The sequence below is a fragment of the Pseudomonas sp. SWRI179 genome (assembly GCF_014268705.1).
Lineage (GTDB): Bacteria > Pseudomonadota > Gammaproteobacteria > Pseudomonadales > Pseudomonadaceae > Aquipseudomonas > Aquipseudomonas zanjanensis.
Genome location: NZ_JABWRA010000011.1, coordinates 12,001 through 36,038, shown reverse-complemented (window position 1 = coordinate 36,038; position 24,038 = coordinate 12,001). Strand labels below are relative to the sequence as shown.

General features: G+C 62.6%; 25 protein-coding genes. 10 read left to right on the top strand and 15 right to left on the bottom strand.

Features of this window, described 5'->3' with window-relative positions; all coding sequences use genetic code 11:
• Window positions 1–80: 80 nt before the first annotated feature.
• The 3 genes from HU767_RS08560 to HU767_RS08550 all read left to right on the top strand — a co-directional run bounded on the left by HU767_RS08560 (window position 81) and on the right by HU767_RS08550 (window position 3,031).
• Window positions 81–758 (top strand): Crp/Fnr family transcriptional regulator, encoded by a 678-nt coding sequence (locus tag HU767_RS08560; RefSeq protein ID WP_186729269.1) that lies wholly within the window; start codon window positions 81–83, stop codon window positions 756–758.
• Window positions 759–843: 85 nt separating this feature from the next.
• Window positions 844–1,230 (top strand): putative zinc-binding protein, encoded by a 387-nt coding sequence (locus HU767_RS08555; protein ID WP_186729268.1) that lies wholly within the window; start codon window positions 844–846, stop codon window positions 1,228–1,230.
• 496 nt (window positions 1,231–1,726) lie between these two features.
• Window positions 1,727–3,031, top strand: coding sequence for an MFS transporter (locus HU767_RS08550; RefSeq protein WP_186729267.1), 1,305 nt, complete (start codon window positions 1,727–1,729; stop codon window positions 3,029–3,031).
• A gap of 219 nt (window positions 3,032–3,250) precedes the next feature.
• Here HU767_RS08550 and HU767_RS08545 read toward each other — a convergent pair whose 3' ends face one another.
• From HU767_RS08545 to norR, 7 genes are all read right to left on the bottom strand, one after another.
• Window positions 3,251–3,721 (bottom strand): SCP2 sterol-binding domain-containing protein, encoded by a 471-nt coding sequence (locus HU767_RS08545; protein WP_060742091.1) that lies wholly within the window; start codon window positions 3,719–3,721, stop codon window positions 3,251–3,253.
• On the bottom strand, window positions 3,715–4,605 hold the full coding sequence (locus HU767_RS08540; protein ID WP_186705777.1) for a U32 family peptidase: 891 nt from the start codon (window positions 4,603–4,605) through the stop codon (window positions 3,715–3,717). The genes HU767_RS08545 and HU767_RS08540 overlap by 7 nt, the downstream gene beginning before the upstream one ends.
• 10 nt (window positions 4,606–4,615) lie before the next feature.
• Window positions 4,616–5,611, bottom strand: coding sequence for a peptidase U32 family protein (locus tag HU767_RS08535; protein WP_053119545.1), 996 nt, complete (start codon window positions 5,609–5,611; stop codon window positions 4,616–4,618).
• A gap of 81 nt (window positions 5,612–5,692) precedes the next feature.
• The gene (gene glp / locus HU767_RS08530) at window positions 5,693–6,928 is read right to left on the bottom strand and encodes a gephyrin-like molybdotransferase Glp (protein WP_186729266.1); all 1,236 of its coding nucleotides are present in this window, start codon (window positions 6,926–6,928) and stop codon (window positions 5,693–5,695) included.
• On the bottom strand, window positions 6,925–7,479 hold the full coding sequence (moaB, locus tag HU767_RS08525; protein ID WP_186729265.1) for a molybdenum cofactor biosynthesis protein B: 555 nt from the start codon (window positions 7,477–7,479) through the stop codon (window positions 6,925–6,927). Before moaB ends, glp begins: the two co-directional genes overlap by 4 nt.
• A gap of 87 nt (window positions 7,480–7,566) precedes the next feature.
• Window positions 7,567–8,214 carry a pyridoxamine 5'-phosphate oxidase gene (pdxH, locus tag HU767_RS08520; RefSeq protein ID WP_186729264.1) on the bottom strand — a complete coding sequence of 216 codons (648 nt, stop codon included), beginning with the start codon at window positions 8,212–8,214 and terminating at the stop codon, window positions 7,567–7,569.
• 214 nt (window positions 8,215–8,428) lie between these two features.
• Window positions 8,429–9,961: a nitric oxide reductase transcriptional regulator NorR gene (gene norR / locus HU767_RS08515; RefSeq protein ID WP_186705773.1), complete on the bottom strand. Its 1,533-nt coding sequence runs from the start codon at window positions 9,959–9,961 to the stop codon at window positions 8,429–8,431.
• A gap of 160 nt (window positions 9,962–10,121) precedes the next feature.
• On the opposite strand from norR, the gene ytfE reads away from it, so the two are divergent.
• Window positions 10,122–10,796: an iron-sulfur cluster repair protein YtfE gene (gene ytfE / locus HU767_RS08510; RefSeq protein ID WP_186705772.1), complete on the top strand. Its 675-nt coding sequence runs from the start codon at window positions 10,122–10,124 to the stop codon at window positions 10,794–10,796.
• Window positions 10,797–10,931: 135 nt separating this feature from the next.
• On the opposite strand, the gene HU767_RS08505 is transcribed toward ytfE, so the two are convergent.
• Both HU767_RS08505 and HU767_RS08500 read right to left on the bottom strand, forming a co-directional pair.
• Entirely contained in the window at window positions 10,932–11,369 is a 438-nt protein-coding gene (locus HU767_RS08505; RefSeq protein WP_186705771.1) for a hypothetical protein, read from the bottom strand.
• 25 nt (window positions 11,370–11,394) lie between these two features.
• Complete coding sequence (locus tag HU767_RS08500) at window positions 11,395–12,585, bottom strand: NnrS family protein (RefSeq protein ID WP_186705770.1); 1,191 nt, start codon at window positions 12,583–12,585, stop codon at window positions 11,395–11,397.
• A gap of 679 nt (window positions 12,586–13,264) precedes the next feature.
• Between HU767_RS08500 and HU767_RS08495 the strand changes: the two genes are divergently transcribed.
• On the top strand, window positions 13,265–13,948 hold the full coding sequence (locus HU767_RS08495; RefSeq protein ID WP_186705769.1) for a Crp/Fnr family transcriptional regulator: 684 nt from the start codon (window positions 13,265–13,267) through the stop codon (window positions 13,946–13,948).
• On the top strand, window positions 13,945–14,145 hold the full coding sequence (locus HU767_RS08490) for a protein DnrP (RefSeq protein ID WP_186729263.1): 201 nt from the start codon (window positions 13,945–13,947) through the stop codon (window positions 14,143–14,145). Before HU767_RS08495 ends, HU767_RS08490 begins: the two co-directional genes overlap by 4 nt.
• 4 nt (window positions 14,146–14,149) lie before the next feature.
• Here HU767_RS08490 and HU767_RS08485 read toward each other — a convergent pair whose 3' ends face one another.
• The 6 genes from HU767_RS08485 to HU767_RS08460 form a co-directional block, all read right to left on the bottom strand.
• Window positions 14,150–15,988: a VWA domain-containing protein gene (locus tag HU767_RS08485; RefSeq protein ID WP_186729262.1), complete on the bottom strand. Its 1,839-nt coding sequence runs from the start codon at window positions 15,986–15,988 to the stop codon at window positions 14,150–14,152.
• Between the two features lie 178 nt (window positions 15,989–16,166).
• Window positions 16,167–17,594 (bottom strand): cbb3-type cytochrome c oxidase subunit I, encoded by a 1,428-nt coding sequence (locus HU767_RS08480; RefSeq protein WP_186705766.1) that lies wholly within the window; start codon window positions 17,592–17,594, stop codon window positions 16,167–16,169.
• A 3-nt stretch (window positions 17,595–17,597) separates the two neighbouring features.
• Window positions 17,598–18,038, bottom strand: a complete 441-nt coding sequence (locus HU767_RS08475) for a cytochrome c (RefSeq protein WP_003202495.1) — start codon at window positions 18,036–18,038, stop codon at window positions 17,598–17,600.
• A 471-nt stretch (window positions 18,039–18,509) separates the two neighbouring features.
• Window positions 18,510–18,755 (bottom strand): cytochrome C oxidase subunit IV family protein, encoded by a 246-nt coding sequence (locus HU767_RS08470; RefSeq protein WP_186704970.1) that lies wholly within the window; start codon window positions 18,753–18,755, stop codon window positions 18,510–18,512.
• A gap of 12 nt (window positions 18,756–18,767) precedes the next feature.
• Window positions 18,768–19,352, bottom strand: coding sequence for a cytochrome c oxidase subunit 3 family protein (locus tag HU767_RS08465; protein ID WP_186704969.1), 585 nt, complete (start codon window positions 19,350–19,352; stop codon window positions 18,768–18,770).
• Window positions 19,336–20,139, bottom strand: coding sequence for a CbbQ/NirQ/NorQ/GpvN family protein (locus HU767_RS08460; RefSeq protein WP_003202502.1), 804 nt, complete (start codon window positions 20,137–20,139; stop codon window positions 19,336–19,338). The genes HU767_RS08465 and HU767_RS08460 overlap by 17 nt, the downstream gene beginning before the upstream one ends.
• 199 nt (window positions 20,140–20,338) lie before the next feature.
• On the opposite strand from HU767_RS08460, the gene nirS reads away from it, so the two are divergent.
• From nirS to HU767_RS08440, 4 genes are all read left to right on the top strand, one after another.
• The gene (gene nirS / locus HU767_RS08455) at window positions 20,339–22,018 is read left to right on the top strand and encodes a nitrite reductase (RefSeq protein WP_186729261.1); all 1,680 of its coding nucleotides are present in this window, start codon (window positions 20,339–20,341) and stop codon (window positions 22,016–22,018) included.
• A gap of 24 nt (window positions 22,019–22,042) precedes the next feature.
• Window positions 22,043–22,351, top strand: a complete 309-nt coding sequence (locus tag HU767_RS08450) for a c-type cytochrome (protein ID WP_186632792.1) — start codon at window positions 22,043–22,045, stop codon at window positions 22,349–22,351.
• Window positions 22,352–22,531: 180 nt separating this feature from the next.
• On the top strand, window positions 22,532–22,861 hold the full coding sequence (locus HU767_RS08445; RefSeq protein WP_186729260.1) for a cytochrome c: 330 nt from the start codon (window positions 22,532–22,534) through the stop codon (window positions 22,859–22,861).
• Window positions 22,858–24,036, top strand: a complete 1,179-nt coding sequence (locus tag HU767_RS08440) for a cytochrome D1 domain-containing protein (RefSeq protein ID WP_186729259.1) — start codon at window positions 22,858–22,860, stop codon at window positions 24,034–24,036. Before HU767_RS08445 ends, HU767_RS08440 begins: the two co-directional genes overlap by 4 nt.
• The last annotated feature ends 2 nt before the right edge of the window (window positions 24,037–24,038 follow it).

Below are 24,038 nucleotides of genomic sequence, written 5' to 3'. Positions count from 1 at the left end.
TCCCTCTTCCGAGGTAGGCCTGCCGAGGCATAGGCCGACTGCGATTTGGGCTCTACCATGACGGCACGCGGAGGTACGCCATGCTGACCCACCCTTCCATCGTTTTACTGTTGCGTCGTCATCACCTGTTCAGCCAATTGCCGGAGCGGGTATTCGAGGACGTCTGCAACCTGGCCGTGCTCAAGCGCCTGGCCTGCAACAGCACGCTCATGCACCAGGGCGATCCGGCCAAGCGTTTTTTCTTGCTGGTCAGTGGCCAGATCAAGCTGTTCCGGGTCACCGGCGAGGGCCAGGAAAACCTGGTGGAAATCATCCAGCCCGGGCAGACCTTTGCCGAGGCCCTGCTGTTCAGCCAGGCCCGTTGCTACCCGGTCAGTGCGTCGGCGATCAAGGACAGCGTGCTGGTGAGTATCGAGGGCACGCATTATCGCAAGGCCCTGGAGGACCAGCCCAAGGTTTGCCTGGCGATCCTGGCGAGCATGAGTATCCATTTGCACCAGCGGCTCAAGGATATCGATAACTTGACCTTGGCCAGTGCCAGTCGGCGGGTGATCAATTTCCTGTTGCAGGAGCGAGATCCAAGGGATGGTCAGGTGGTGTTGCAGGTGTCGAAGCGGCTGGTGGCTTCCAAGCTGGGGATTCAGCCGGAAACGTTTTCGCGGATTCTTCATCGGTTGGTGGATGGGGGGTTGATTGCTATGGAGCGGCGCAACATTCGTATCCTAGCTGAAGAAGAGCTGACTGCTTACCAACAGTAGCCGAGCCAGTCTCAGATTTGACCATGGTCAAGGCGTGCTATTGCCGGCCTCGCACACTGGCAGCGTCTATCAGAGAAGAACCCTCATGTCCGATTCAAGCCTTCCCTTGGTCTACTCCTGCTCCGGCTGCTCGAATGTCGCGCAGTTGGCCAATACCCTGGCCCTGCGCCTGGATCGCAGCGGCCTGGCCGAAATGTCCTGCATCGTCGGGGTCGGCGGACATGTGGCAGCGCTGGTCAAAAAAGCGCGCTCGGGACGGCGAATCCTGGCGCTGGATGGCTGCCCGCTGCAATGCGTCGAAAGCTGCCTGAACCAGCACGACTTGCACGCCGATGTGCATCTGATCTTCAGTCACCACGGTTTGCGCAAACGCAACGGCGAGGATTGTACCGAGGAGCAGAGTGACGAGTTGTTTGAGGAGATCAAGCGGCTGATTGAAAGCCAGATGATCGAAGCCACCGAGACGGCTTGAGAAGGCGAACAGGTTCTAGTGTCGAACACCAAAACCTGTGGCGAGGGAGCTTGCTCCCGCTGGACCGCGAAGCGGTCCTAAAACCTGTAGCCGCCGTATGTCAGTTAGAACGCACTTGCTTCGATTCAATTTTTTTGAAATCAGCTCAACTGATACTGCAAACCTAATCTTGTCTGAGACAACGCGCCAAGAACTTAATATATTTCAGAAATAACTTACAGAAACTTCCAAGATCCATCCTGCGACAACAACATACCTTTCCTAAGGATCAGTAAGCTCATTCCCACAACCAGCACGACTAACATTTCAGAAAAATCGCCACCTCTTCGCGATGATGTAAAGCCGCAACATCTTGAAAGTAATATTCAGTTGGCGCGATCTCCACCACCTGCAAAAAATCATCGTCAACGATATAGCCCACGCCTGGGTATTACCCGAGTGACCGACACAACTTGGTAGGACCGTATTGGAATTCCGGTGGATCAAAGGTACGTCAATGAATGCAAATTTTTCAGGCATTACGTGGGGCTTTCCCGGCATCGACCGGCGTCTTCTGAAAGTGCAGTTCAGCTTTTTGTTGATGGTTCTCGGGGGAAGGTGCAATCAACTGGCGGTGGCCTGGTGGGCCTTGCAGGAAACAGGCTCTGCGCTCTATTTCGCCAACATGATTGCCTGTTCCATCGCGACGGAGGTGTTAGCCAAACCCCTGCTGGGATGGCTGGGGGACAAGTACAACAAAATCCTGATCATCAAGCTGGCCTCATGGATCAGCCTGCTAGCAGCGCTGTTGATGGTGGTGCTGTCCGCCACGGGATCGTTCAACCCCTGGACGGTTGGCGCGCTGATGATGATCAGCAGTTCGATTGTCGGCGTACGCGACCCTCTCCAGGCGTCGATCATTCCTTTGTTTGCAGACGACGATAAAGTCTCCCTGGCCTTTCGGACCAAAAGCGTGATGTCGTCCTTTTCCATTCTGCTGGGACCGGTACTGGCCAGCGGGTTGATTTACGGATTCGGTATCACGTTCGCCTTTGCCGCCGATTTTTTTGCAATTCTCATCGCCGGGGCGTTGATCGCGACCATCCCGAGCCCCATCGGCGCCACTGACCAAGGCGAAAAAGCCCCGGGTGCCAGCGGCTTTAGCATGATCTATTCCGGCTTCAAAGTAGTTTACGGAGTGAAAGTCGAATTTTACCTGGCCATCATTGCAATGCTGATCAACTTTGCCCTGTTTCCGTTCTTCACCATCCTGATCCCATTGTATGTAAAGGACATCATCCAATACCCAGTCACTTACATCGGTCTTCTGGATTCGTGCTTCGGGCTGGGCATTCTGGCGGGCAGTTACAAGATCATCGGCTGGTTATCCGATCGGGTCCCCCGTGACATGTGTGTGTCCGCTGGTTTCGCATTGCTGGGGTGCAACCTTGTAGTGGTCGGGACCGTTTCATCGTCGTTCATCGTGCCCGCGGCCTTTTTCTGCGGCGGCGTCGGCCTGATGTTGATTAACATCCCCACCTCCGCTGTGAGGTTGCTGGCAACGCCAAAGCTCCATCGCAATCGGATTTTTGCCACAGTTTCATTTCTGTCTGCGGCGGCCAGCCCCTTGGGCAGTTTCGCGATGAACACCCTGATCGCCTCTTTGGGGGTTGCACTGACAATCACGCTGCTGGGCGCCATGGTACTGCTGTTGTCTTTGCTGGTCTTTCTGGTACCCGACTTTAAAACTTTCATGCGTTCCCAGGATACGCAGCTCAATGATGCCTATCTGGACAAATACCCTAAAGCGTTTGCGCACTGACGTGCCTCGCCGTACCAAGATCAAAAGATCACAGCCGCAGCTCCGCAGGAGATCTGTGTACATCCGCAAGAGACAGGTCGGCTGTCAGGCCGCCATCGCGAGCAAGCTCGGCTCCCACATGGATGGGGTACATCCGCAAGAGCCAGGCCGGCTATGAGGCCACCTATATCGCAGGCAAGCCATACACTGGATCTGCGTCGATCACAGCAACTCAACCTCTCAGACCGCCGCCAACCCCTTCCCTGCCCGCTCCAGATTGCGCCAGAGCCAAGGCGGCAGGACGTCCGGATCAAGACTGTCGATCAAATTCTTCAACGCCAGCCCCAACTCGGTATCCCCTTCAATCACCAACCGGCGACGGAAGAACAACGTATCCGGATCCTCCTGACGGCTGGCCAGCAACAGGAACTCGCGCCAGTTGCCGCTGATGGTGACCTGGGCCTCGGCCCGTTCGGCGATGCGCAATCCATCCCGGGCCAGGGTCAGGTACCAGCATAACTTCAGGTCAGGCACGCGCAGGCACAACCAACGCCCACGCAGTACATCGAAACCACCGTCGCGCAGCGGCTCGGCCAGGCAGCGATTGAGCGCCTGCTGCAACGCCAGTCGCTGCACCACGAACGGCACCTTGCCCACCAGCGGCAGCAAGCGATCAGCACCTTTGAGCACCCACTTCTTCGGACTCAACACAGGCCCGCCTCCTCTACCTTCAACATGCCGGCATGGCCGTGCCAGTAACCATTGCATCCTTCCACGAACAACGGCGGTGCTTCGCCCTGGCGAACCTTGTCGAAAGCCGTGACCACTTCGGCCATGCCCTGGGCGCGCGGGCTCAGGCGCAGGACGTCGGCACCACAGGCCTGCAGCGCGGTGTAATCGGCCAGCAGGTTCGTGACCTCGCCGGACATCGTCTGGATGCCGTTGAGGGTGAACAACTGTTGGCCTTCCTGGCTGCTCAATGCCAGGCCGTCGGGGTAGTTGATGCAGCAGAACTGGCAGTCGTCCTTGGGTCGGTTCTCGGCCCGGGCGGTAAAGCAGCGCGCCGAGTACGCCAGGGGCAGATGACCATAGGAAAAAATCTCCACTTCGGGCACTTCACGGCCCATGTCCCGCACTTGCTCCAGCACGTCACCGATCAGCGCCGCCGAGCACTCCACGGGCGGCACCCAGCGGATCATGCCGCTGTCGAGTAATTGCCCCAGGGCGTGGCCGTTGTACAAGTTCAGCGCCGGGCCGCCAACGAAAGGCAGCTTGCGTTCGGCCATGAACTGCACCGCGCCCATGTCGTTGGCTTCTACCAACAATTGGCCGTTGTCACACAGGCGTCGCAGCGAAGAAAGCTCCGAGGCCGCTTCGATCAGCGTCAGGCTCGACAACACAATCTGTGCCTGGCCGCACGCTTGCAGCTCGCGCGCCAACCCCAGCCACTGATCCAGGGAGAACGCCCGGCGTTTCGAACACACGGTTTCCCCCAGGTAAATCACGTCCAGCGGCAAGGCCGACATCTCGGCGTAGAAATTCCCCAGTTGCGCTTTGTCCCAGTAAAACAGGACCGGTCCCAGGCTGAGTTTCATCTGGCCTCCTTCATTGCCATGATCGATGGTAGGCACCCAGGGTGGTCTGGCTGCCTTCGGACAAACCGGCCAACACCTGGCGCCATTCTTCCCGCACGCGGAACCGTTGCGGCGCGGCCTGGTGGGCGTCCAGTGCGGCGCGCCAGACCCGGGTCACTTGCTCGACGTAGGCCGGGCTGCGTTGGCGCCCTTCGATCTTCACCGCTTCAACGCCGATGGCCGTCAGTTCCGGCAGCAGGTCGAGGGTGTCGAGGCTGGTGGGTTCTTCCAGGGCGTGGAAACGCTTGCCGCCGACCAGGAAGCGGCCTTTGCACAGGGTCGGATAACCGGCCGGTTCTTCAGGGGTGTAGCGGTCGATCAGAACTTCGCTCAAGCGCGCGCTCAAGCCTTGGGCGTCTTCGCTCCAGCGTACGGCCTTGGCGGGCGAACAGACGCCGCACAGGTTCGGCGATTCGCCGGTGATGTAGGAAGACAAATGACAACGGCCCTCGGCCATGATGCACAGGCTGCCGAAGCCGAAGACTTCGATCGGCACTGGGCTGCCCGCCGCCACCTGCCGCACCTGGGCCAGGGACAGCACCCGCGGCAGTACCGCACGGCGGATGTCGTAGCGCTGGGCGTAAAAAGCCAGGGCGGCTGCGTGTGTGGCCGAGCCCTGTACGGAAAGGTGCAGCGCCAACCGAGGATGGCGCTGGCTGGCGTAGCTGAGCACGCCGGGGTCGGCGGCGATCAGGGCATCCACGCCGAAATCGGCGGCACGGTCCACGGCCCGTTGCCAGCGCTCCCAACCCTTGGGTTGCGGGTAGGTATTGACCGCCACGTAGAGCTTGCGTTGGTGCTGGCGGATATGTGCGACAGCCGCATCGAACTGTTTGTCGTCCATGTTCAGCCCGGCGAAGTGCCGGGCATTGGTGTCATCGCGAAAGCCAACATAGACGGCATCGGCGCCTTGGCGCACCGCCGCTTTGAGGGCAGGCAGATTCCCTGCCGGGCAAACCAGTTGCATGGGGCAACCTCGTGAGAAAACTAAGGGCGCCGCCAGTCTAGCCAGCCAGCCGGCGGCGACCTTGACGGCAATCAATTGCCGTCAATGCATCAGGCTCGCGAACGGCAGATACAGCACCCGGTCGTGCTTGTGCACCAGCGCCTCACGCTCGACCACAGCCAGGCCATCGGCCCAACAGGCGGCGGTCAGCATCGCTGAACTTTGCTGGGGATGCAGTTCGACACACAACTGGCCATCTATGCCTGCAACCAATCGGGCTCGCAGGTATTGCCGGCGACGGTTGCGCTTGAGCCAGTCGAACCCGGCCGGTACCTGCAACGGCACCGGCAGGACATCGTTCATGCCCTGGGCCCGGAACAGGAACGGTCGCACGACGATCAACGCGGTAATCAATGCCGCCGACGGGTTGCCTGGCAGTCCTATCCAAGGCTTGCCTTCCACATCGCCAAAGGCCAGGGGCTTGCCCGGCTGGATCGCCAGGCGCCAGAGGTCAATGCTGCCCAAGGTTTCGATAGCGTGCTTGAGGTGATCCTCTTCACCCACCGAGACACCGCCCGAGGTGATCAGCACATCGCATTCGGCTGCGGCCAGGCGCAATGCCTGTCGACTGGCCAATAGCCGATCGGGCATGACCCCGAAGTCATGCACCTCGACACCCCAGCCGCGCAACAGCGCGGCGAGGCTGTGGCGATTGCTGTTGTAGATCTGTCCTGGCGCCAGTGGCTCGCCCGGTTCGCGGAGCTCATCGCCGCTGCTGAGCAAGCCCACTTGCAGGGGGCGAAAAACGTCCACCTGGCCGACGCCGGCACCGGCGAGCAACCCCAACTCCTGGGCACGCAAGCGCGTGCCGGCTTCGAGCAGCCGGTCGCCTCGACGCAGCTCCTCGCCTTCCTTGCGAACATGATCACCGCCGTTGACCGACGGCAACCAGACTCGCTCGCCATCGACGCGACAGCTTTCCTGTGGCACCACCGTGTCGGCACCCGGTGGCAGCGGCGCGCCGGTAAAAATCCGCACGGCCTGCCCGGCCTGCAACGTCTCGCCCGGCTGGTCACCGGCGGCGATGCGCCCGGCCAACAGCAGGTGGCCGCCCTCCACCGGCAGGTCAGCGGCCCGCAGGGCATAGCCGTCCATCGCGCTGTTGTCCCAGGCCGGCAGGTTCATCGGGCAGATAATGTCAGCAGCCAGCACACGCGCCAGGGCCTGGTCCAGGGCGACCCGTTGCACGGGCGGTGGCGGCGGCGCCTGGTCGAGCAGATGCCGGATCGCTTCATCCACCGGCATCAGCACGCAGCTGTCGCACACCCGGCCGCTCACGAGCGCGTCTCGCACGCCGTCGGGGCGATGCCGCCCTGGGGCTTGAGGTGCGGAGTGAAATTGCACGGGCCGGTGCGGCTATCCAATTGCCCGGCGAGGATCTGCTCCCAACCGGTCCGACAAGCTCCCGGCGAACCTGGCAAGCAACACACCAGCACACCGTTGCTCATGCCCGCCAAGGCGCGCGATTGCAGGGTGGACATGCCGATCTCCGCCAGCGACACCTGGCGGAACAACTCGCCGAAACCGTCGACGTGTTTGTCCAGCAGTGGCGCCACCGCTTGGGGGGTGTTGTCACGCGGGGTGAACCCGGTGCCGCCGGTCATCAACACCACCTGGACCTTGGGGTCGGCGATCCATTGGGAGACCTGGGCGCGGATCTGGTAGATATCGTCCTTCACCAGCCCCCGGTCAATGAGCGCGTGCCCGGCGGTTTGCAGCAGGTCCGCCAGGGTCTGGCCCGAGGTGTCGGTGTCAAAGGTGCGGGTGTCGCTGATGGTGAGGACCGCGATGTTCAGCGGTTGAAAGTGGCGTTGCGTCAGATGGGCCATGATCAGCCGTCCTGTCAGAAAAGATGGCCCAGCCTGAACCGCAATCGTTGCCGGGCCTATTCCTCCTTGGAGGTACCTCCCTTGGCGTCAGGGTGCCAGGCGGCTGCGCTGCCAGGCGCCATCCTGCAGGCGGTAGTCGAGACGGTCATGCAAACGGTCGGCGCGGCCCTGCCAGAACTCCAGCCGCTGCGGTTGCAGGCAATAGCCGCCCCAATGCCCAGGGCGCCGCACAGGCTGATCGGCGAAGCGTCGTTCAGTCTGCGTGAGCAAGGTTTCCAGCGCGGCCCGATCCGGCAATGGACGGCTTTGTGGCGACGCCCAGGCCCCCAGGCGACTGCCTACGGAACGGGATTCGAAATAGGCATCCGACAGCGCAGGATCAAGCTTGTGGACCGGTCCTTCGATGCGTACTTGCCGTTCCAGCCCCGGCCAGAAAAACGTCATGGCGGCCCAGGGATTGGCCGCCAGGTCCTGGCCCTTGAGGCTGTCGTAGTTGCCGAAAAACGAAAAGCCCTGGGCGTCGAACCCCTTGAGCAACAACACCCGGCAGTGAGGCCGGCCCTGGGCGTCCACCGTCGCCAGGGCCATGGCGTTGGCTTCCACGGGCGGACTTTCGGTATCGCGGGCCTGTTGCATCCAGAGCGCGAACAGGGTCAGGGGATCGTCTGATGCCTGGGCTTCGTCCAGGCCATCGCGGGTGTACTGGCGGCGCATCTTGGCCAGGGAAAGAGGCATGAGGGGGATCTCCACTGTGGTTTTGGGCCAGTGTGGAGTCGACTGCGGTGGCGGGCCTTGATCGTTGTCAATGCGGGCTCTTGCGGTGAATGTGCCGGCCTCTTCGCGAGCAAGCCCGCTCCCACAGGGGATTGGGGGGATCAGGAAACTGAAGACGATCACAGATCCAATGTGGGAGCGGGCTTGCTCGCGAAGGCGGCAACCCGGTCTGCCGCTACTTGAGCCCCAACCGCCGCGCCAGCTTATGCAAGTTGCTCGGGTCAACCTCCAACAACCGCGCCGCCCCCGCCCAGTTCTGCCCGCAACGTTCCAAGGCCTTGAGGATCGCCTGGCGCTGGCAACCATCGACCGCCTCGCTCAAGGGCTGCACGGGCGCTTCCAACGCTTGCAGGGCCTGTTCCGGCAGCGTCTGTGCAGAGCTGCTGCTGGCATTGACATCCAGGTCCAGCACCTGCGGCTCCAGGGTCATGATCAGGCTGCGACTGGCGCCACGACTCAGTTGCTTCAACGCCGCGCGGCTGATGACATGCTCCAGCTCCCGCACATTGCCGGGCCAGCTGTACGCCAGCAACGCCTGTTCGGCCGCCGGTGACAGGCGCAAGCCACGCAAGCCCAGGCGCGTGCGGTTCAGTTCGAGGAAGTGCCCGGCCAGCATCAACACATCGTGGCCGCGCTCACGCAGCGGCGGGATCGGCACCGGGTAGACCGAAAGCCGGTGGTACAGGTCGGCGCGAAACAGCCCATCGCGAATGCTGTCGGGCAAATGCCGGTTGGTGGCGGCGATGATCCGCACATCGACGTGCAGCGGCTTGTCCGCCCCCAGGCGCTGGATCTCGCCGTTCTGCAAGGTGCGCAGCAACTTGGCCTGCACGCTCAACGGCAACTCACCGACCTCATCGAGAAACAGCGTGCCGCCATTGGCCGCATCGAAGCGTCCGGCGCGGTCGGTGGTCGCCCCGGAAAACGCGCCTTTGACGTGGCCGAACAACTCGCTTTCGGCCAGGGATTCGGGCAACGCCGCGCAGTTGACCTGCACCAATGGCTTGTGGCCGCGCCGGGACAGGCGATGCAGTCGCCGGGCAAACAACTCCTTGCCCACGCCAGTCTCGCCCAGCAACAGCACTGGCAGTTCGGAGTCGGCCAGCACATCCAGCTCGTTCAGCAATTGCTGCAAGCCTTCGCTGCGCCCAAGGATCTCACCCTCCTCGGCTGGCAGGCGCAGGTCGGCCGGATCGCTGCGCGATGCCCGCAGGCTACGGTTTTCCTGTTCGAGACGGGTGACGCGCACCGCCGCCTCGATCTGCAACGTACAACGCTTGAGTTCCTCCCGGGCGCGGCTGTCGAAGGTGCCGGCGTGCAGCGCATCCAGGGTGATCGCGCCCCAGAGCCGACCTTCCACGTACAGGCTCACGCCCATGCAGTCATGCACCGGCAGCGGCTCGCCGACGTGGTGGTCGAGCAAGCCGTCATACGGATCGGGCAAACGGCTGTCCGGCTCGAACCAAGTGGGTTCGCGCGAGGCCATGATCGCCGCCAGGCGCGGATGCTGGGCGATCACGAAACGCCGGCCCAGCGCTTCGTGGACCAGGCCCACGGTAGCCACGGGCCTGAGGCTGTCGTCGTCCAGGCGCAGCAGCCCCACGGCGCCACTGTTGAAGTACTCGCGCAGGGTCTGCACCAGGCGCTGCAATCGCACCGCATTGGGCAGCTCGACGATCAGGTCGGCGGCCAGGCTTTCACGCAGCATGGTAGTGATGACCCTCCAGGGTTCGTTTGACCCTTCACAGTCAGGGTGACAATCACCCTGTCAATAATTTAGTGCTTTGTTTTCAATCAGTTGAATCTGGCATGCCGGCTGCAAAGAAGCGCTCATCTGTCCCTCCCGGGATTCAACCCAAGGAAACATGATGAACCTCGATCTGCTGGAACAAAGCCTCGGCCAACTGGCCTGCGACATTCCTGGTGCAACCCGTACCTTCCATCATTACAACCTCGACTTCTGTTGCGGTGGGCAAAAATCCTTGCGCGAAGCGGCGCTGGGCAAAGGCTTGAATCCGTTGCTGATCGCCGACGCCCTCAGCACCCTGCAAGCGGCCGGGGAGCTGGGCCATGACTGGCGCAACGAGCCCCAGGCATTGTTGATCGCCCATATCCTGGAACGCTACCACGCGCGTCATCGCGAACAACTGCCGGAACTGATCCGCCTGGCCCGGCGCGTCGAGACGGTCCATGGCGCCCGGGCCAGTTGCCCCAACGGCCTGGCCGATCACTTGCAGGACATGTATCAGGAACTCGAAGGCCACATGCTCAAGGAGGAACAGGTGCTGTTCCCGATGCTGCAACAAGGCCTGGGCGAACGCGCCTCGGCGCCGATCCAGGTACTGCGCTACGAACACGACCAGCACGGCGACGCCCTGGAAACCATGCTGGCCCTGACCGACCAGATCACCCCACCCTCCGACGCCTGCAACACCTGGCGCGCCCTGTACCGCGGGCTGGTGGAGTTTCGTGATGACCTGATGCAGCACATCCATCTGGAGAACAATGTGTTGTTCGTCAATGCGATGAAGGCTGCTCACTAACCTCAAACAGCACACCACACCTGTGGGAGCGGGCTTGCTCGCGAAGACGGTGGATCAGTCAGTATTGATGTTGACTGACACGCCGCCTTCGCGAGCAAGCCCGCTCCCACAGAGGTTCAGTGCTGTCTCTTCTGCTCAAAACTGCCAATAGAACATCGCCTTCGCCAACACCACGATCAGCACCATGTGCCCCAGGATACCGCGCCGCAGCCAGCAGGCGCGGCTGGGTGTCAGGCGTCCGCTCTTGAGCCAGTACGCCAGCCACAGGTAGTGCCCGATGATGCTCAGCGCCAACAGAATCTTCAGGCTCAGCAACAGACCGAAGCTGTTGCTCCACGGCTGGCTCAATGCGCCGCGATGCTGCCAGGCCAGGGCCATGCCGGCGCCGTACAACACCAGCACCACGCCATGCAGCACATGCCGCGAGCGCTGGGCGATCGCCTGGTCAGCGCCGTCCCTGACGATCTGCGTCAAAGGCCCGCGCGCGGCATGCCAGATGAACACCTCGAAAAACAGCGTGCCAATGAAGGCGATGGCCGCCAACAGGTGCGTGACCAGCAAGACCCCGTACATTATCGATTCCCTCTGCCCAACCGGCTCATCCCGGATGCCCATCCACCCGGGCCTTCAACAGCATCGGCCCATAGCGCCAGGCGTAGAGACCGAACGCCAACGTCCAGCACAGCGCCGCCAGCCACAGCCCGGCCAACGGCAACAGCAGCACCAACAGCACGCGGCTCAGGCACGCCAGGTTCAGCAGGATGAATGCCAGGGTCATGCCCGCCGGTGGCTCCAGGGGGCGCCCGGTATGGCCCAGGCTGACACGGGCAATCATCGCCAGGATCAAACCGGCCATGGCGCCGATGGTCAGGCTGTGCACCGCCAGGCTCGGGCTCACCGGCACACCGAAATGCCACAGCGCCATGCCCAGGCAGGCCACCGCCAGCCAAGCGTAGGCCAGGTGCAACGACCACAGCAGTGGCACCCTCCACAAATTCCGATCATGCCAACGCACCAGTCGAATCCCGTGCCCCGCCGCCAACGCGGCGAACAACAGGCCAACCCAGACGCTGGCCGCCAGAGCCGGGCCGAAGGCATACAACAACGCCACCAGCGCCGCACCCGCCAGCAACAGGCGATCAAGCCACGGCCAAGGGGCCACGCCTTCGACCCGACCGAGGCCGCGCTGGGTAAAGAATGGAATCACGCGGCCGCCAATCAAGCCCATCATGGCCGCCACCAGCCACAGGCCGGTGAGCACACTCTGGCGCTGCAAGCCCTCGTTGTGCTGCACCAGGCCGTACACGGATAACCCGTCGGCGGCGGCCAACAGCAGCAACACCAGCACAATCGGGTAATTGCGCTTCTGCCGCACGCGCCACAACATCACGCCCATCAACACCGCGACCGCCAGGGCAAAACCCAACTCCAGCAGCGCCAGCAACGGCCAAGGCGCATCGACCAGCCAGGCGAGCCGCGCGCCCAGCCACAACAACGCCAGCGTTGCCAGGCGCTTGCCGCTGAGCCCCGGGATGCCGGTCCAGGTTTGCACCGCGGTCAGCAGGAACCCGGCGATGATCGCCAAGCCGAAACCGAATAACAGCTCATGCCGGTGCCAGGCCAACCAGCCGCCGGCCGGCTGCCAGGCCGACAACCGCCCGGTAAACGCCGCGAGCCAGAAAGGAACGGCCAACAACGCCAACACACAACCGGCCAGAAAAAACGGCCGAAACGCCAGGCGCCACAGCGGCGCGATGGCCATGGCCTTGCGACGGTCAAGCACTTGCATACACCACTCCTTTGCCTCGCCAGACAGCCAGCGAGGGACGACAAACCAGGGTTCGAATGATCGGCTATCGACGCCGGCCGGCCTTGTCTCAGATCAAGCCAGCGCATCACCTCGAACAGGCACTTGCAAGGGGCTTGCCGAAGTGGGTCAGTGTTGGAGTTCAGTAATGCTGTTCAATAGACTGTTTGGTCCGGGGACATGGTGGACCTGTGGCGAGGGAGCTTGCTCCCGCTGGGCCGCGAAGCGGCCCCTAAAGCCGCCAAATGCAGAGCATCAGACACTCCGCACCCGCCGATTTACGACTGCTTCGCAGCCGAGCGGGAGCAAGCTCCCTCGCCACAGGCCCATCATTTTTCATGTGTACCGCATGGTGCTCCCACAGGGACTGTAGCTGAACGGGGTATTTAAGACCCTTTCGCGGTTATTTTTACCCTGTTGACCCAGGGTCATTTCTACCCTACCCAGCCCCAACGCCCCATGAATCAAAGCCCCCAAGCCTGGCCCGGCTCTTGCTCAGGCACGGCATCACCTTTCTTTGCCGGGGTCCTCCATGAAATCCGTCGTCCTGCCGCTCACCTGGTTCGTCGTGCTCACCTGCGTCGTGGCGCTTGCCAGCGGCCTGTCCCTGAGCCTGGTCTGACCCCGATCACCTCTTTCGCCTTTACAAGGATTCCACGCCATGGTGCTCCACCGCGTCCATCACCAGATTCTGCGCAGCCATCATCTGTTCGAGCCGTTGAACGAAGAACAGCTCGACGAATTGATGAGCAACAGCCAACTGCTGAGCATCGACAGGGGCGATCCGCTGTTCCGTCAGGGAGAGCCGGCGCAGGCGTTTTACTTCGTGATTTCCGGCGCGGTGAAAATCTACCGGCTGACCCCGGACGGCCAGGAAAAAGTCTTCGAAGTGATTGGCGAGCGCCAGACCTTCGCCGAAGCCATGATGTTGATGGACACGCCCAACTACGTCGCGTCCGCCGAAGCCGTCGGCCCGACCCAGCTATATCGGCTGTCCAACGCCACCTACATGCGTCTGCTGCAAAGCAACAGCCGGCTGACCTTCGCCCTGCTCGGCAAGCTCTGCGTGCGTTTGCACCAACGGGTCAACGAGATTGAAACCCTGTCGCTGAAAAACGCCACGCACCGCGTGGTGCGCTATCTGTTGACGCAACTGGTGCGCCTGCAAACCGTCGACAGTCAGTTCGAACTGCCGATGGCCAAGCAGTTGATCGCCGGGCACTTGTCCATCCAGCCGGAAACCTTTTCACGGATCATCCGGCGCCTGATCGATGAAAAGATCATCACCCAGGACGGTCGCCAGATCGCCATTCTCGATCGCCTGCGCCTGGAACAATTCGAATGAGCACGCAGCCCACTTGCCTGTATTGCCAACAGGCCCATCCCGCCGATGCGACCGAATGTCGCCAGTGCGGCATGCCCCTGCCCGCCGAAGCAGCGATGGCCGGCGAGCGTCGGCTGCGGCGCTTCACCTGGTTCTGTGTCGGCTTGACGATCTTCTGCATCGTCATGTTCTTCTGGCTGCCTCGCAGCATCGCCTGAACCCTCAATCCTGAGTCAATTGCCGGTACAACTGCGGTAGACGCAGCGGCAGTTGCTCGGGCTGGCGAATCAAGGTGTAGCCGTTGGCCCCGAACATGTACGGCAGGTAATCCCCCGCTTCGCGGTCGATGGTGATGCAGAACGGCGTCAACCCTTGGCGCCGGGCTTCCAGCACTGCCTGGCGGGTGTCTTCCACACCGTAGCGTCCTTCGTAAAGGTCCAGGTCGTTGGGCTTGCCGTCACTGAGCAGCAACAACAATTTGCGCCGGCGCTTGCAGCCCGCCAGCCGTTGCGTGGCCTGGCGAATCGCTGCGCCCATGCGCGTGTAGTAACCGGGCTTGAGGCCCTGGATCCGTCCGCGAGTGTGATCGTCGTAGCGCTGGTTGAAGGCCTTGAGTTCATGCAGGCGCACCTGCTGGCGACGCAGGGACGAGAACCCGTACAACGCGAAGTCATCCCCCAGCACCGACAGAGTTTCACCGAACAGCAACAGGCTGTCGCGGATCACGTCGATCACCCGGTGCTCGTCATTGAGGTGGGCATCGGTGGACATCGACAGGTCGGCCAGCAGCAGGCAGGCCAGGTCGCGGCGAGTCTGGCGCTGGTCCATGAACAGTCCGCGTTCGCTGCATTGGCCATGTTGGCGCTCGACGTGAAAATCCAGCCAGGCTTGCAGGTCCAGTTCCGAGCCTTGGGTTTGCTGGCGCAACCATTGGCGGTCGTTGCGCAAGTGTTCGAACTGGCGACGCAGGCGCTGGGCCGAGCTTCGCAAGCGTGCCGGCAGCGGCTGCGGCTGACAATCGCGGGGGGTGAACGTTTGCAGGCTGACGAAGTCGTCCTGCAGGCGTTGCTTGCGATAATCCCATTCCGGCAACAGGATGCCCGCGCCCAACGGGATGTCGTCCACATCGGCCGGAGGCAGGTCCAGGTGCAGCTTCAAGCCACCGCCCTTGCGCACGCGGGTGCGGGAAAGCGTCAACTGATCCAAGTCCTCGGCGACGCGAGCGGCGTCCGGGTCTTCGCGGTCATCCGCCCAGCGATCCAGGTCGACATGTTCGGTCCAGCTGAACAGGTTTTCCAGGCGCACGATCAGCAGGCCACCGTCACGGCTGGTGTCATCGATTCGCTCGGCGCGCTTGCGGCCGCCCTGTTGTTCGCCGGGCGGTGTCGCCAGGTATTGCTCGGACTCCTCGAGGTTGGCGGCCTGGGGATTGGCCAGGTGTTGGGGTGGGTAGAGCCACAGTGGCAACGGCCAGGCGGCCCGCTCGCTGCGGGGAAAATGTTCGACGCTGCCCGGTTCGCGCAAGGCTTGGCACAACGCCCGCTCCAAAGCGGCTTCGGCCGGGTTGAGCGTCGCCGGATCGGGGCGCAGGGACAGGTGCGCGTCCACCAGTCGCCGGTAGCGCGGGCGCAGCGCCGGGTAGCGCTTCAACACCGCCAGGGTCCAGCGCTGATTGTCCCGACCCCAATGCTTCATCGGTCCCGACTGCGCGGCCAGCAAGGCCAGCCAGCGATACAACTCTTGGTTGAGCTCGACATCGGGGAACGCCGCCAGGCTCGCCGGCAAGCGCAGATTGTCGCCGTCGCACCAGGCCAGGGGCACTTGCTTGCAGGTGCCGGCGATCTGCTGCATCAGGTTGCGCCGCAGCAGCAGGTCGCGGTCACTGACCGCTTCCAGCCCCAGGTGCGGCGCACCGCCGGTGGCCCGAAACAACACCTGCAGCGAGCGTTGCCGCGGGACCAGTTCGACCCGTGCCTCCGGAAAATCGGCGCTGGCCCGGCGGGTGATGAAACGGTGCCAGACACTGCCGACCCATTCTTCCAGCTCCAGGGTGAATGCCATGGTTACTCTCCTATCAACCCATTGCAGTGAAGAGACTGGCTCATACTGCTTTTGTGGCGAGGGAGCTTGCTCCCGCTTGGGTGCGAAGCGCCCGTCAAAAAGGGTCTGCTGCGCAGCCCAGCGGGAGCAAGCTCCCTCGCCACAAAAGCTCTCTCGCCACGAGTTCAGCGGTGGCCTTTCAAGAAGGCACCACCGCCGCCGGTGCACGCAGGGCCGCGCGGCCACGTTGACGGAAGCTGAACAGGTAGCAGAGCAGCCCGGCCAGGAACCCGACGCCGCTGACCAGTCGCGCCCAGAACAGCGGCTTCAGATGATCCATCGTCGCCATGAACGGCAAGGCACTGCCATCCTCCATCCAACGTTGCAACCAGACCTGGACGACACCGGCCGCGGTGAGGAACAAGGTGATCATCACCATCGACAGGGTCATCAACCAGAAGCCCCAGATCTCCAGCCGCTGGGAACGTTCGTCCGCCGCTTCGCCCAAGCCGCGCAAGCGTGGCATGGCGTAGCTGATCAGCGTCATCACGATCATCGCGTAGGCACCGTAGAAGGCCAGGTGACCGTGGGCCGCGGTCAGTTGCGAACCGTGGGTGTAGTAGTTGACCGGCGCCAGGGTGTGCAGGAAACCCCAGACCCCTGCGCCGAAGAACGCGGTGACGGTGGTGCCCTTGGCCCACAAGGTCGCGGCGCGGTTCGGGTGATGCCGACGGCGGTTTTTTACCATGCTGAAAGCGAAGACCACCATCGCCAGGAACGGCAGCGGTTCCATCGCCGAGAAGATCGAACCGACCCACAGCCAGACCTCCGGCGCGCCGATCCAGAAGAAGTGGTGACCGGTGCCGATGATGCCGGTGATCAGTGCCATGGCGATGATCACGTAGAGCCATTTTTCCACCACTTCCCGGTCCACGCCGGTGATCTTGATCAGGACGAAGGCAAGCATCGAACCCATGATCAATTCCCAGACGCCTTCCACCCAAAGATGCACCACCCACCACCAGTAGAACTTGTCGCGGGCGAGGTTTTCCGGGTTGTAGAAGGAGAACAGGAAGAACACCGCCAGGCCGATCAGGCCGGTCATCATCACCATGCTGACGGTGGTCTTGCGACCTTTGAGCAAGGTCATGCCGATGTTGTAGAGGAACCCCAGGCACACCACGACGATGCCCATCTTGGTGATCGTCGGCTGCTCCAGGAACTCCCGCCCCATGGTTGGCAGCAAGTCATTGCCGGTGAACTTCGCCAGCGTCGCATAAGGTACCGAGAGGTAGCCCAGGATCGTCGCCACGCCTGCGGCGGCGAATACCCAGAACAGCAACAGTGCCAGTTTCGGGCTGTGCAGTTCGCGATCGGCCTCCTCCGGGATCAGGTAATACGCCGCGCCCATGAAGCCGAACAGCAGCCAGACGATCAGCAGGTTGGTGTGGACCATGCGGGCCACGTTGAAAGGGATCAGCGGGAACAGGAAGTCGCCGACCACGTATTGCAAGCCCATGATCAAACCGAACAGCACCTGCCCGAGGAACAGCATCAGGGCAAACACGAAGTAGGGTTTGGCGACGGCCTGCGAGGCGAATTTCAGATGCGGATTAGCCATGCTCATCTCTCAGCCCTCCTTGTTTGGCGGCCAGCCATTGGTGTTGATTTTCGAGCTCCACTTGAGGAACTCGGCGATGTCGTCGACCTCTTGCTCGCTCAGGTTGAACTGCGGCATGGCCCGACGACCCGGAACGTTCAGCGGCTGCATTTTCATCCAGGCCTGCAGGAACGGCTTGAAGGCTTCATCGCCGCCGCGACGGTTGACCACGTTGCCCAGCTCCGGCGCAAAGTACGCGCCCTCGCCCAGCAGGGTATGGCAGCCGATGCAGTTGTTGCGCTCCCAGACGCCCTTGCCGCGTATCACCGATTCCGTCAATTGCGCCTGGTTGCTGCGTTCGGGAAAGGTCTGTTCCGTGTGGTAGGTCAGGGCCAGGAATATCAGGAAGAAGAAGATGCTTCCCCCGAAGTAAATATTCCTGGCCATGCCTTTGGTGAAGGTATCTGACATGGTCACTTCCTCATTGCTTGGCGTGACCATTCTAGGAAGCCAGGGGTCCGGAACCGCTTGATGGCGATCAAGAATCTCCGATGGTTTTGGTGGGTTGTTCCAGCACCGCTCGAAAAGACGGGTGAGCTTTTGTGTTTTGCTGGGGTGTTCCAACACTGCCAGAAAGGCAAATGAGCTTTTGTGTTTTGCTGGGGTATTCCAACACTGCCAGAAAGGCAGATGAGCTTTTGTGTTTTGTGGGTGTTCCAACACTGCCAGAAAGGCAGATGAGCTTTTGTGTTTTGTGGGTGTTCCAACACTGCCAGAAAGGCAGATGAGCTTTTGTGGCGAGGGAGCTTGCTCCCGCTGGGTTGCGAAGCGACCCTAAAACCTGCTGGCGCGGTGTGTCAGATGGATTGAGTTGTTGCTGTTGGGGCCGCTTCGCAGCCCAGCGGGAGCAAGCTCCCTCGCCACAGGAGGGAATGTCGGGCGTCAGAGCGCGAACGAGATCGCAATCGCCAGCACCACCGCCCAGCTCAACACCAACCACCGCCACAACCGCGGCGCATGGCGCAGCTCCATGAAACCGTCGGCGATCAGCCAGGCCTTGGTCACCGCGACCGCCAGGATGGCGATGGACACCAGCCCGCTGGCGGCGATCTGACCGAGGGCGACGGTGCCGCTGCTCAGCACGGCCAGCGCCATCCAGCAGGCGATCAAGACACGGGAAGCCGACATGAGCACCTCCGCTCAATCAAGGATGTAGACCACCGGGAACAACAGCACCCAGACCAGATCGACCATATGCCAATACAACACGCCGGACTCCAACCCGCTGTGTTCCTGCGCACCGTAGCGCCGACGTAGGCAACCCTCGGCCAGCCAGGCAAGGATCACCATGCCCAGCAACACATGGAGGAAATGAAACGCGGTGAGGATCCAGTACAAGGTGAAGAACGTGTCGTGCTCCATCCCCAGCCCGTTCGCCAAGAGATGGGCATACTCCGTGAGTTTGATCGCCACATAACCGCAAGCGAGCAACAACGCCCCGCACAACAACAGCGCGGCTCGACGCGGCCGGTCCTGCCTGACTTGCTCCTGGGCCAGGGCGGCGAACAGGCCGGCGGTGAGCAAGCTGAGGGTCATCGCCAGGCCCGTGGACCGGTCCAGCAACTGCCGGCCCTCGCTGAACATCTGCGGGTGCAACGCCTGGGCAACGGTGAACGCCAGGATCAACAGCGCGAACACCGACAACTCGGCGAGGATGAAAAACCACATCGCCAGATCCCCGGGCAACCGCCGGGACACGCCAGCGGTTTCAGCCGAAGTGGACATCGACCACATCCATCAACGCGGCAACGGTCTGCGGGTCGTCACTCAACGGCTCGGCCAGGCAGGCCAGGCAGGCTTGGCGCGGGTCCATGCCGGAGCCGATCATGCGCGCGGCGAAAATCAGCAGGCGCGTCGAGGCGACTTCCTCCAGGTCATGCTGATCGAGCCGGCGCAGCGCTTGCCCCAATCGCACCACCTGGGCCGCCAGGGCCAGATCAACCCCCGCCTCGCGGGCGACGATGCGTTCTTCATCGGCCACCGCCGGATAGCCAAAGCGCATCGCCACGAAACGCTGGCGCGTGCTGGGCTTCATGCCCTTGAGCAGGTTCTGGTAACCGGGGTTGTACGACACCACCAGCATGAAGGACGGCGGCGCCTGCAGCACTTCGCCGGTGCGCTCCAGGTACAACTGCCGCCGATCATCGGCCAAGGGGTGCAGCACCACCGCCGTGTCCTGGCGCGCCTCGACCACCTCATCCAGATAACAGATGCCGCCCTCGCGCACGGCCCGGGTCAAGGGGCCGTCCTGCCACCAGGTGCCTTGGGCGCCGATCAGGTGACGCCCCACCAGGTCGGCCGCACTCAAGTCATCGTGGCAAGCGACGGTGTACAGCGGCAGTTTCAGGCGGTGGGCCATGTGCTGGACGAAACGGGTCTTGCCGCAGCCGGTGGGGCCTTTGATCAGCACCGGCATGCCGTGATGCCAGGCTTGTTCGAACATCGCCTGTTCGTTGTCCTGGGGTTGATAAAAGGGTTCGTCGGGGTGCTGCAAAGTGTGGATAGCGTTCATGGCGAGGGCCTGATCAGACAACACGATTGCCGGCCACGCTACGGTGCCCTGCGACAACCTGGCAAGGGCGGCGGCCGGCAAACTTGATCGCCGTCAAGCGGCTCACCACCGCCCTGGGCATAGCCTTGCATCGCACCAAGAACCTGCGCGCCAAACGTCATTTACAGCGCAGCGCGGGTCATGCCTGAGGAGAAATGGAATGCTGATCAGCCACAAAAAAACGTGGGCCCTGAGGGTGACGGCGCTGTGTACAGCGCTGGTTGCTCCCTACGCCTTCGCCGACCAACCCACCACGCCGGAGTCACCCCGGGTGGTCAAGACCGAAGGCGCGCCGGACCTGAGCCAGGCCGACTTCGACTCGGCCAAGGAAATCTATTTCCAGCGCTGCGCCGGCTGCCACGGAGTCCTGCGCAAAGGCGCCACCGGCAAGCCGCTGACACCCGACATCACCCAGTCCCGCGGCCAGGCTTACCTGGAAGCGCTGATCACCTATGGCTCGCCCGCCGGCATGCCGAACTGGGGCACCTCCAACGCCCTGACCAAAGACCAGATCACGGTGATGGGCAAATTCATCCAGCACACCCCGCCGACGCCGCCGGAATGGGGCATGGCCGAAACCCTCAAGACCTGGAAGGTCCTGGTCAAACCCGAGGACCGCCCGACCAAGCAGCTCAACAACCTCAACCTGCAGAACCTGTTCTCGGTGACCCTGCGCGACGACGGCAAGATTGCCTTGATCGACGGCGACAGCAAGAAAATCGTCAAGCTGATCGACACTGGCTACGCGGTGCACATCTCGCGCATCTCGGCGTCGGGGCGCTACCTGCTGGTGATCGGCCGGGACGCCAAGATCGACATGATCGACCTGTGGCCGAAAGAGCCGACCAAGGTCGCGGAAATCAAGGTCGGTATCGAAGCCCGTTCGGTGGAAACCTCCAAATTCAAGGGCTACGAGGACAAGTACACCGTCGCCGGTTCGTACTGGCCGCCGCAGTTCACCATCATGGACGGCGAGACCCTGGAGCCCAAGCAGATCGTCTCGACCCGGGGCATGACCGTCGACACCCAGCAATACCATCCCGAGCCGCGCGTCGCGGCGATCATCGCCTCCCACGAGTGGCCGGAGTTCATCGTCAACGTCAAGGAAACCGGCAAGGTGATGCTGGTCAACTACCAGGACATCAAGAACCTCACCATCACCAGCATCGACGCCGCACCGTTCCTCCATGACGGCGGTTGGGACAGCAGCCATCGCTACTTCATGACGGCCGCCAACAACTCCAACAAGGTCGCGGTGATCGACTCCAAGGAACGCAAGCTCACCGCCCTGGTGGACGTGGGCAAGACCCCGCACCCAGGCCGCGGCGCCAACTTCAACCATCCACTCTATGGACCGGTGTGGGCCACCAGCCACTTGGGTGACGCAGGGGTTTCGCTGATCGGCACCGACCCGGTCAAGCATCCGCAATACGCCTGGAAACAGGTCGCTTCGCTCCAAGGCCAAGGCGGCGGTTCGCTGTTCATCAAGACCCACCCCGCGTCGCGCCACCTGTATGTCGACACCACCCTCAGCCCCGACGCCAAGCTCAGCCAGTCGGTGGCGGTGTTCAACATCGACAAGCTTGACGCCGGCTACACCGTGCTGCCGATTGCCGAGTACGCCGGCATCAAGAAAGGTGCGTTGCGCGTGGTGCAACCGGAATACAACAAGGCCGGCGACGAGGTCTGGTTCTCGGTCTGGAGCGGCCAGGAAGACGAGTCGGCACTGGTGGTGATCGACGACAAGACCCTCAAGGTCAAGAACGTGATCAAGGACAAGCGCCTGATCACCCCCACCGGAAAATTCAACGTCTACAACACCCAACACGACATCTATTGAGCCCCATCAATAAGAGGAAAAACCATGAAGCCTATTCTGATCGCACTGGCCTTGACCGCCGCCTACAGCCTGCCGGCTTTGGCGCAAGACGGCCCGACCCTGTTCAAGAGCAAGCCCTGCGCGGCCTGTCACTCCATCGACACCAAGGTGGTGGGCCCGGCGCTCAAGGAAGTCGCGGCGAAAAACGCCGGCGTCGCGGGGGCCGAGGCGGTACTGGCCAAACACATCAAGGAAGGGACGCAAGGCAACTGGGGACCGATGCCGATGCCGGCCAACCCGGTGACAGAGGAAGAAGCCAAGATCCTCGCGGCGTGGGTCTTGACCCTTAAATAACTGGGCAGGATCTGCCTGATGCCTGTGGCGAGGGAGCTTGCTCCCGCTGGGCTGCGAAGCGGCCCCAAATAGCAACCTGACGACTCGCTGTGTCAGGCAAACCCAAGGGGCTGCTGCGCAGCCCAGCGGGAGCAAGCTCCCTCGCCACAAAAGCCGTGCAATTTTGTTCAGGAGGACGTCATGGAACGACACCGCTTCACCACCTCGATAACCGCCCTCCTCTTCGTTTTCTCCTCCTGCGTGCTGGCCGCTCCCGACAGCCAGCGCCAGGCCCAACTGCAACACCTGCTGGACCAGGATTGCGGCGCCTGCCACGGCCTGTACCTGACCGGTGGCCTCGGCCCGCCCCTGACCCACGAAGCCCTGGCCGGAAAATCCCGCGACAGCCTCATCGCCACCGTCACCCTCGGCCGGCCCGGCAGCGCCATGCCCGGTTGGGCCGCGCTGCTCGAACCCGACGACATCCGCTGGCTGGTGGACCGGCTCCTTCAAGGAAAACCCGCCCCATGATCCGTTCTATCCTGTCCTCCACGGCCATCGCCCTGCTGCTCTGCGGTTGCGCCCAGACACCGTTGCGCGGCACCGGCGATTTGGGCGTGGTGGTGGAACGCGCCAGCGGCAGCCTGCAAATCATCGAAAGTGACACCCGCACCGCCCTGGGCCGTGTCGAAGGCCTGGGCGACCTGTCCCACGCCTCGGTGGTGTTCTCCCGCGACCAGCGCTACGCCTATGTATTCGGTCGCGACGGTGGCCTGAGCAAAGTCGACCTGCTGGGCGCACAAATCGAGCGGCGGATCATCCAGGGCGGCAACAGCATCGGCGGCGCAATCAGCCAGGACGGCAAGCTGATCGCTGTCTCCAACTACGAGCCCGGCGGCGTCAAGGTATTCGATGCCCAAACCCTGGAACAGGTCGCCGACATCCCGGCCACGCCATTGCCCGGCGGCCAGAAACGTTCACGCGTGGTCGGCTTGGTGGATGCACCGGGACAACGCTTCGTGTTCAGCCTGTTCGACACCGGCGAGATCTGGACGGCCGACTTCAGCCAGGGCCTCACCCCGCGCATCGAGCGTTTCACCGCCATCGGCCAGCAACCCTACGACGCCCTGATCACCCCCGACGGGCGTTATTACATGGCCGGGCTGTTCGGCGAGGACGGCATGGCCCAGCTCGACCTCTGGCACCCGGAGCGCGGCGTGAAACGGGTGCTCGGGCACTACGGACGCGGCCAGGACAAGTTGCCGGTGTACAAGATGCCGCATCTGGAAGGCTGGGCCATGGCCGACCAACAAGCCTTCGTACCCGCCGTCGGGCATCACCAGGTGTTGGTGATGAATGCCCAGGACTGGCAGCAGACCGACGCCATCGCCGTGGCCGGCCAACCGGTGTTCGTCACGGCGCGACCAGATGGCCAGCAACTGTGGGTCAACTTCGCCTACCCGGACAACGACCGCGTCCAGATCATCGACACCCAGACCCACGCCATCGTCGCCGACCTACGGCCAGGCCCGGCGGTGCTGCACATGGAATTCACCGCACGGGGTGACCAGTTGTGGCTGTCCGTCCGGGACGGTGGCGAGGTCCAGGTCTGGAACCCGTATCGGCTCGAACGCCTGGGCAGCCTACCGGCCCTGAGCCCGAGCGGGATTTTCTTCAGCAGTCGCGCGCACAAGTCGGGGTACTGACC

Excerpts from the sequence above, each read along its gene's own strand:
- HU767_RS08550 (WP_186729267.1), top strand. The coding sequence starts at position 1,727 with ATGAATGCAAATTTTTCAGGCATTACGTGGGGCTTTCCCGGCATCGAC.
- pdxH (WP_186729264.1), bottom strand. The coding sequence starts at position 8,214 with ATGCCTCTTTCCCTGGCCAAGATGCGCCGCCAGTACACCCGCGATGGC.
- HU767_RS08555 (WP_186729268.1), top strand. The coding sequence starts at position 844 with ATGTCCGATTCAAGCCTTCCCTTGGTCTACTCCTGCTCCGGCTGCTCG.
- moaB (WP_186729265.1), bottom strand. The coding sequence starts at position 7,479 with ATGGCCCATCTGACGCAACGCCACTTTCAACCGCTGAACATCGCGGTC.
- HU767_RS08535 (WP_053119545.1), bottom strand. The coding sequence starts at position 5,611 with ATGCAACTGGTTTGCCCGGCAGGGAATCTGCCTGCCCTCAAAGCGGCG.
- HU767_RS08460 (WP_003202502.1), bottom strand. The coding sequence starts at position 20,139 with ATGAACGCTATCCACACTTTGCAGCACCCCGACGAACCCTTTTATCAA.
- HU767_RS08560 (WP_186729269.1), top strand. The coding sequence starts at position 81 with ATGCTGACCCACCCTTCCATCGTTTTACTGTTGCGTCGTCATCACCTG.
- HU767_RS08485 (WP_186729262.1), bottom strand. The coding sequence starts at position 15,988 with ATGGCATTCACCCTGGAGCTGGAAGAATGGGTCGGCAGTGTCTGGCAC.
- HU767_RS08445 (WP_186729260.1), top strand. The coding sequence starts at position 22,532 with ATGGAACGACACCGCTTCACCACCTCGATAACCGCCCTCCTCTTCGTT.
- HU767_RS08440 (WP_186729259.1), top strand. The coding sequence starts at position 22,858 with ATGATCCGTTCTATCCTGTCCTCCACGGCCATCGCCCTGCTGCTCTGC.
- ytfE (WP_186705772.1), top strand. The coding sequence starts at position 10,122 with ATGAACCTCGATCTGCTGGAACAAAGCCTCGGCCAACTGGCCTGCGAC.
- HU767_RS08500 (WP_186705770.1), bottom strand. The coding sequence starts at position 12,585 with ATGCAAGTGCTTGACCGTCGCAAGGCCATGGCCATCGCGCCGCTGTGG.
- HU767_RS08495 (WP_186705769.1), top strand. The coding sequence starts at position 13,265 with ATGGTGCTCCACCGCGTCCATCACCAGATTCTGCGCAGCCATCATCTG.
- HU767_RS08490 (WP_186729263.1), top strand. The coding sequence starts at position 13,945 with ATGAGCACGCAGCCCACTTGCCTGTATTGCCAACAGGCCCATCCCGCC.
- HU767_RS08540 (WP_186705777.1), bottom strand. The coding sequence starts at position 4,605 with ATGAAACTCAGCCTGGGACCGGTCCTGTTTTACTGGGACAAAGCGCAA.
- HU767_RS08475 (WP_003202495.1), bottom strand. The coding sequence starts at position 18,038 with ATGTCAGATACCTTCACCAAAGGCATGGCCAGGAATATTTACTTCGGG.
- HU767_RS08470 (WP_186704970.1), bottom strand. The coding sequence starts at position 18,755 with ATGTCGGCTTCCCGTGTCTTGATCGCCTGCTGGATGGCGCTGGCCGTG.
- HU767_RS08465 (WP_186704969.1), bottom strand. The coding sequence starts at position 19,352 with ATGTCCACTTCGGCTGAAACCGCTGGCGTGTCCCGGCGGTTGCCCGGG.
- HU767_RS08505 (WP_186705771.1), bottom strand. The coding sequence starts at position 11,369 with ATGTACGGGGTCTTGCTGGTCACGCACCTGTTGGCGGCCATCGCCTTC.
- HU767_RS08480 (WP_186705766.1), bottom strand. The coding sequence starts at position 17,594 with ATGAGCATGGCTAATCCGCATCTGAAATTCGCCTCGCAGGCCGTCGCC.
- HU767_RS08450 (WP_186632792.1), top strand. The coding sequence starts at position 22,043 with ATGAAGCCTATTCTGATCGCACTGGCCTTGACCGCCGCCTACAGCCTG.
- nirS (WP_186729261.1), top strand. The coding sequence starts at position 20,339 with ATGCTGATCAGCCACAAAAAAACGTGGGCCCTGAGGGTGACGGCGCTG.
- norR (WP_186705773.1), bottom strand. The coding sequence starts at position 9,961 with ATGCTGCGTGAAAGCCTGGCCGCCGACCTGATCGTCGAGCTGCCCAAT.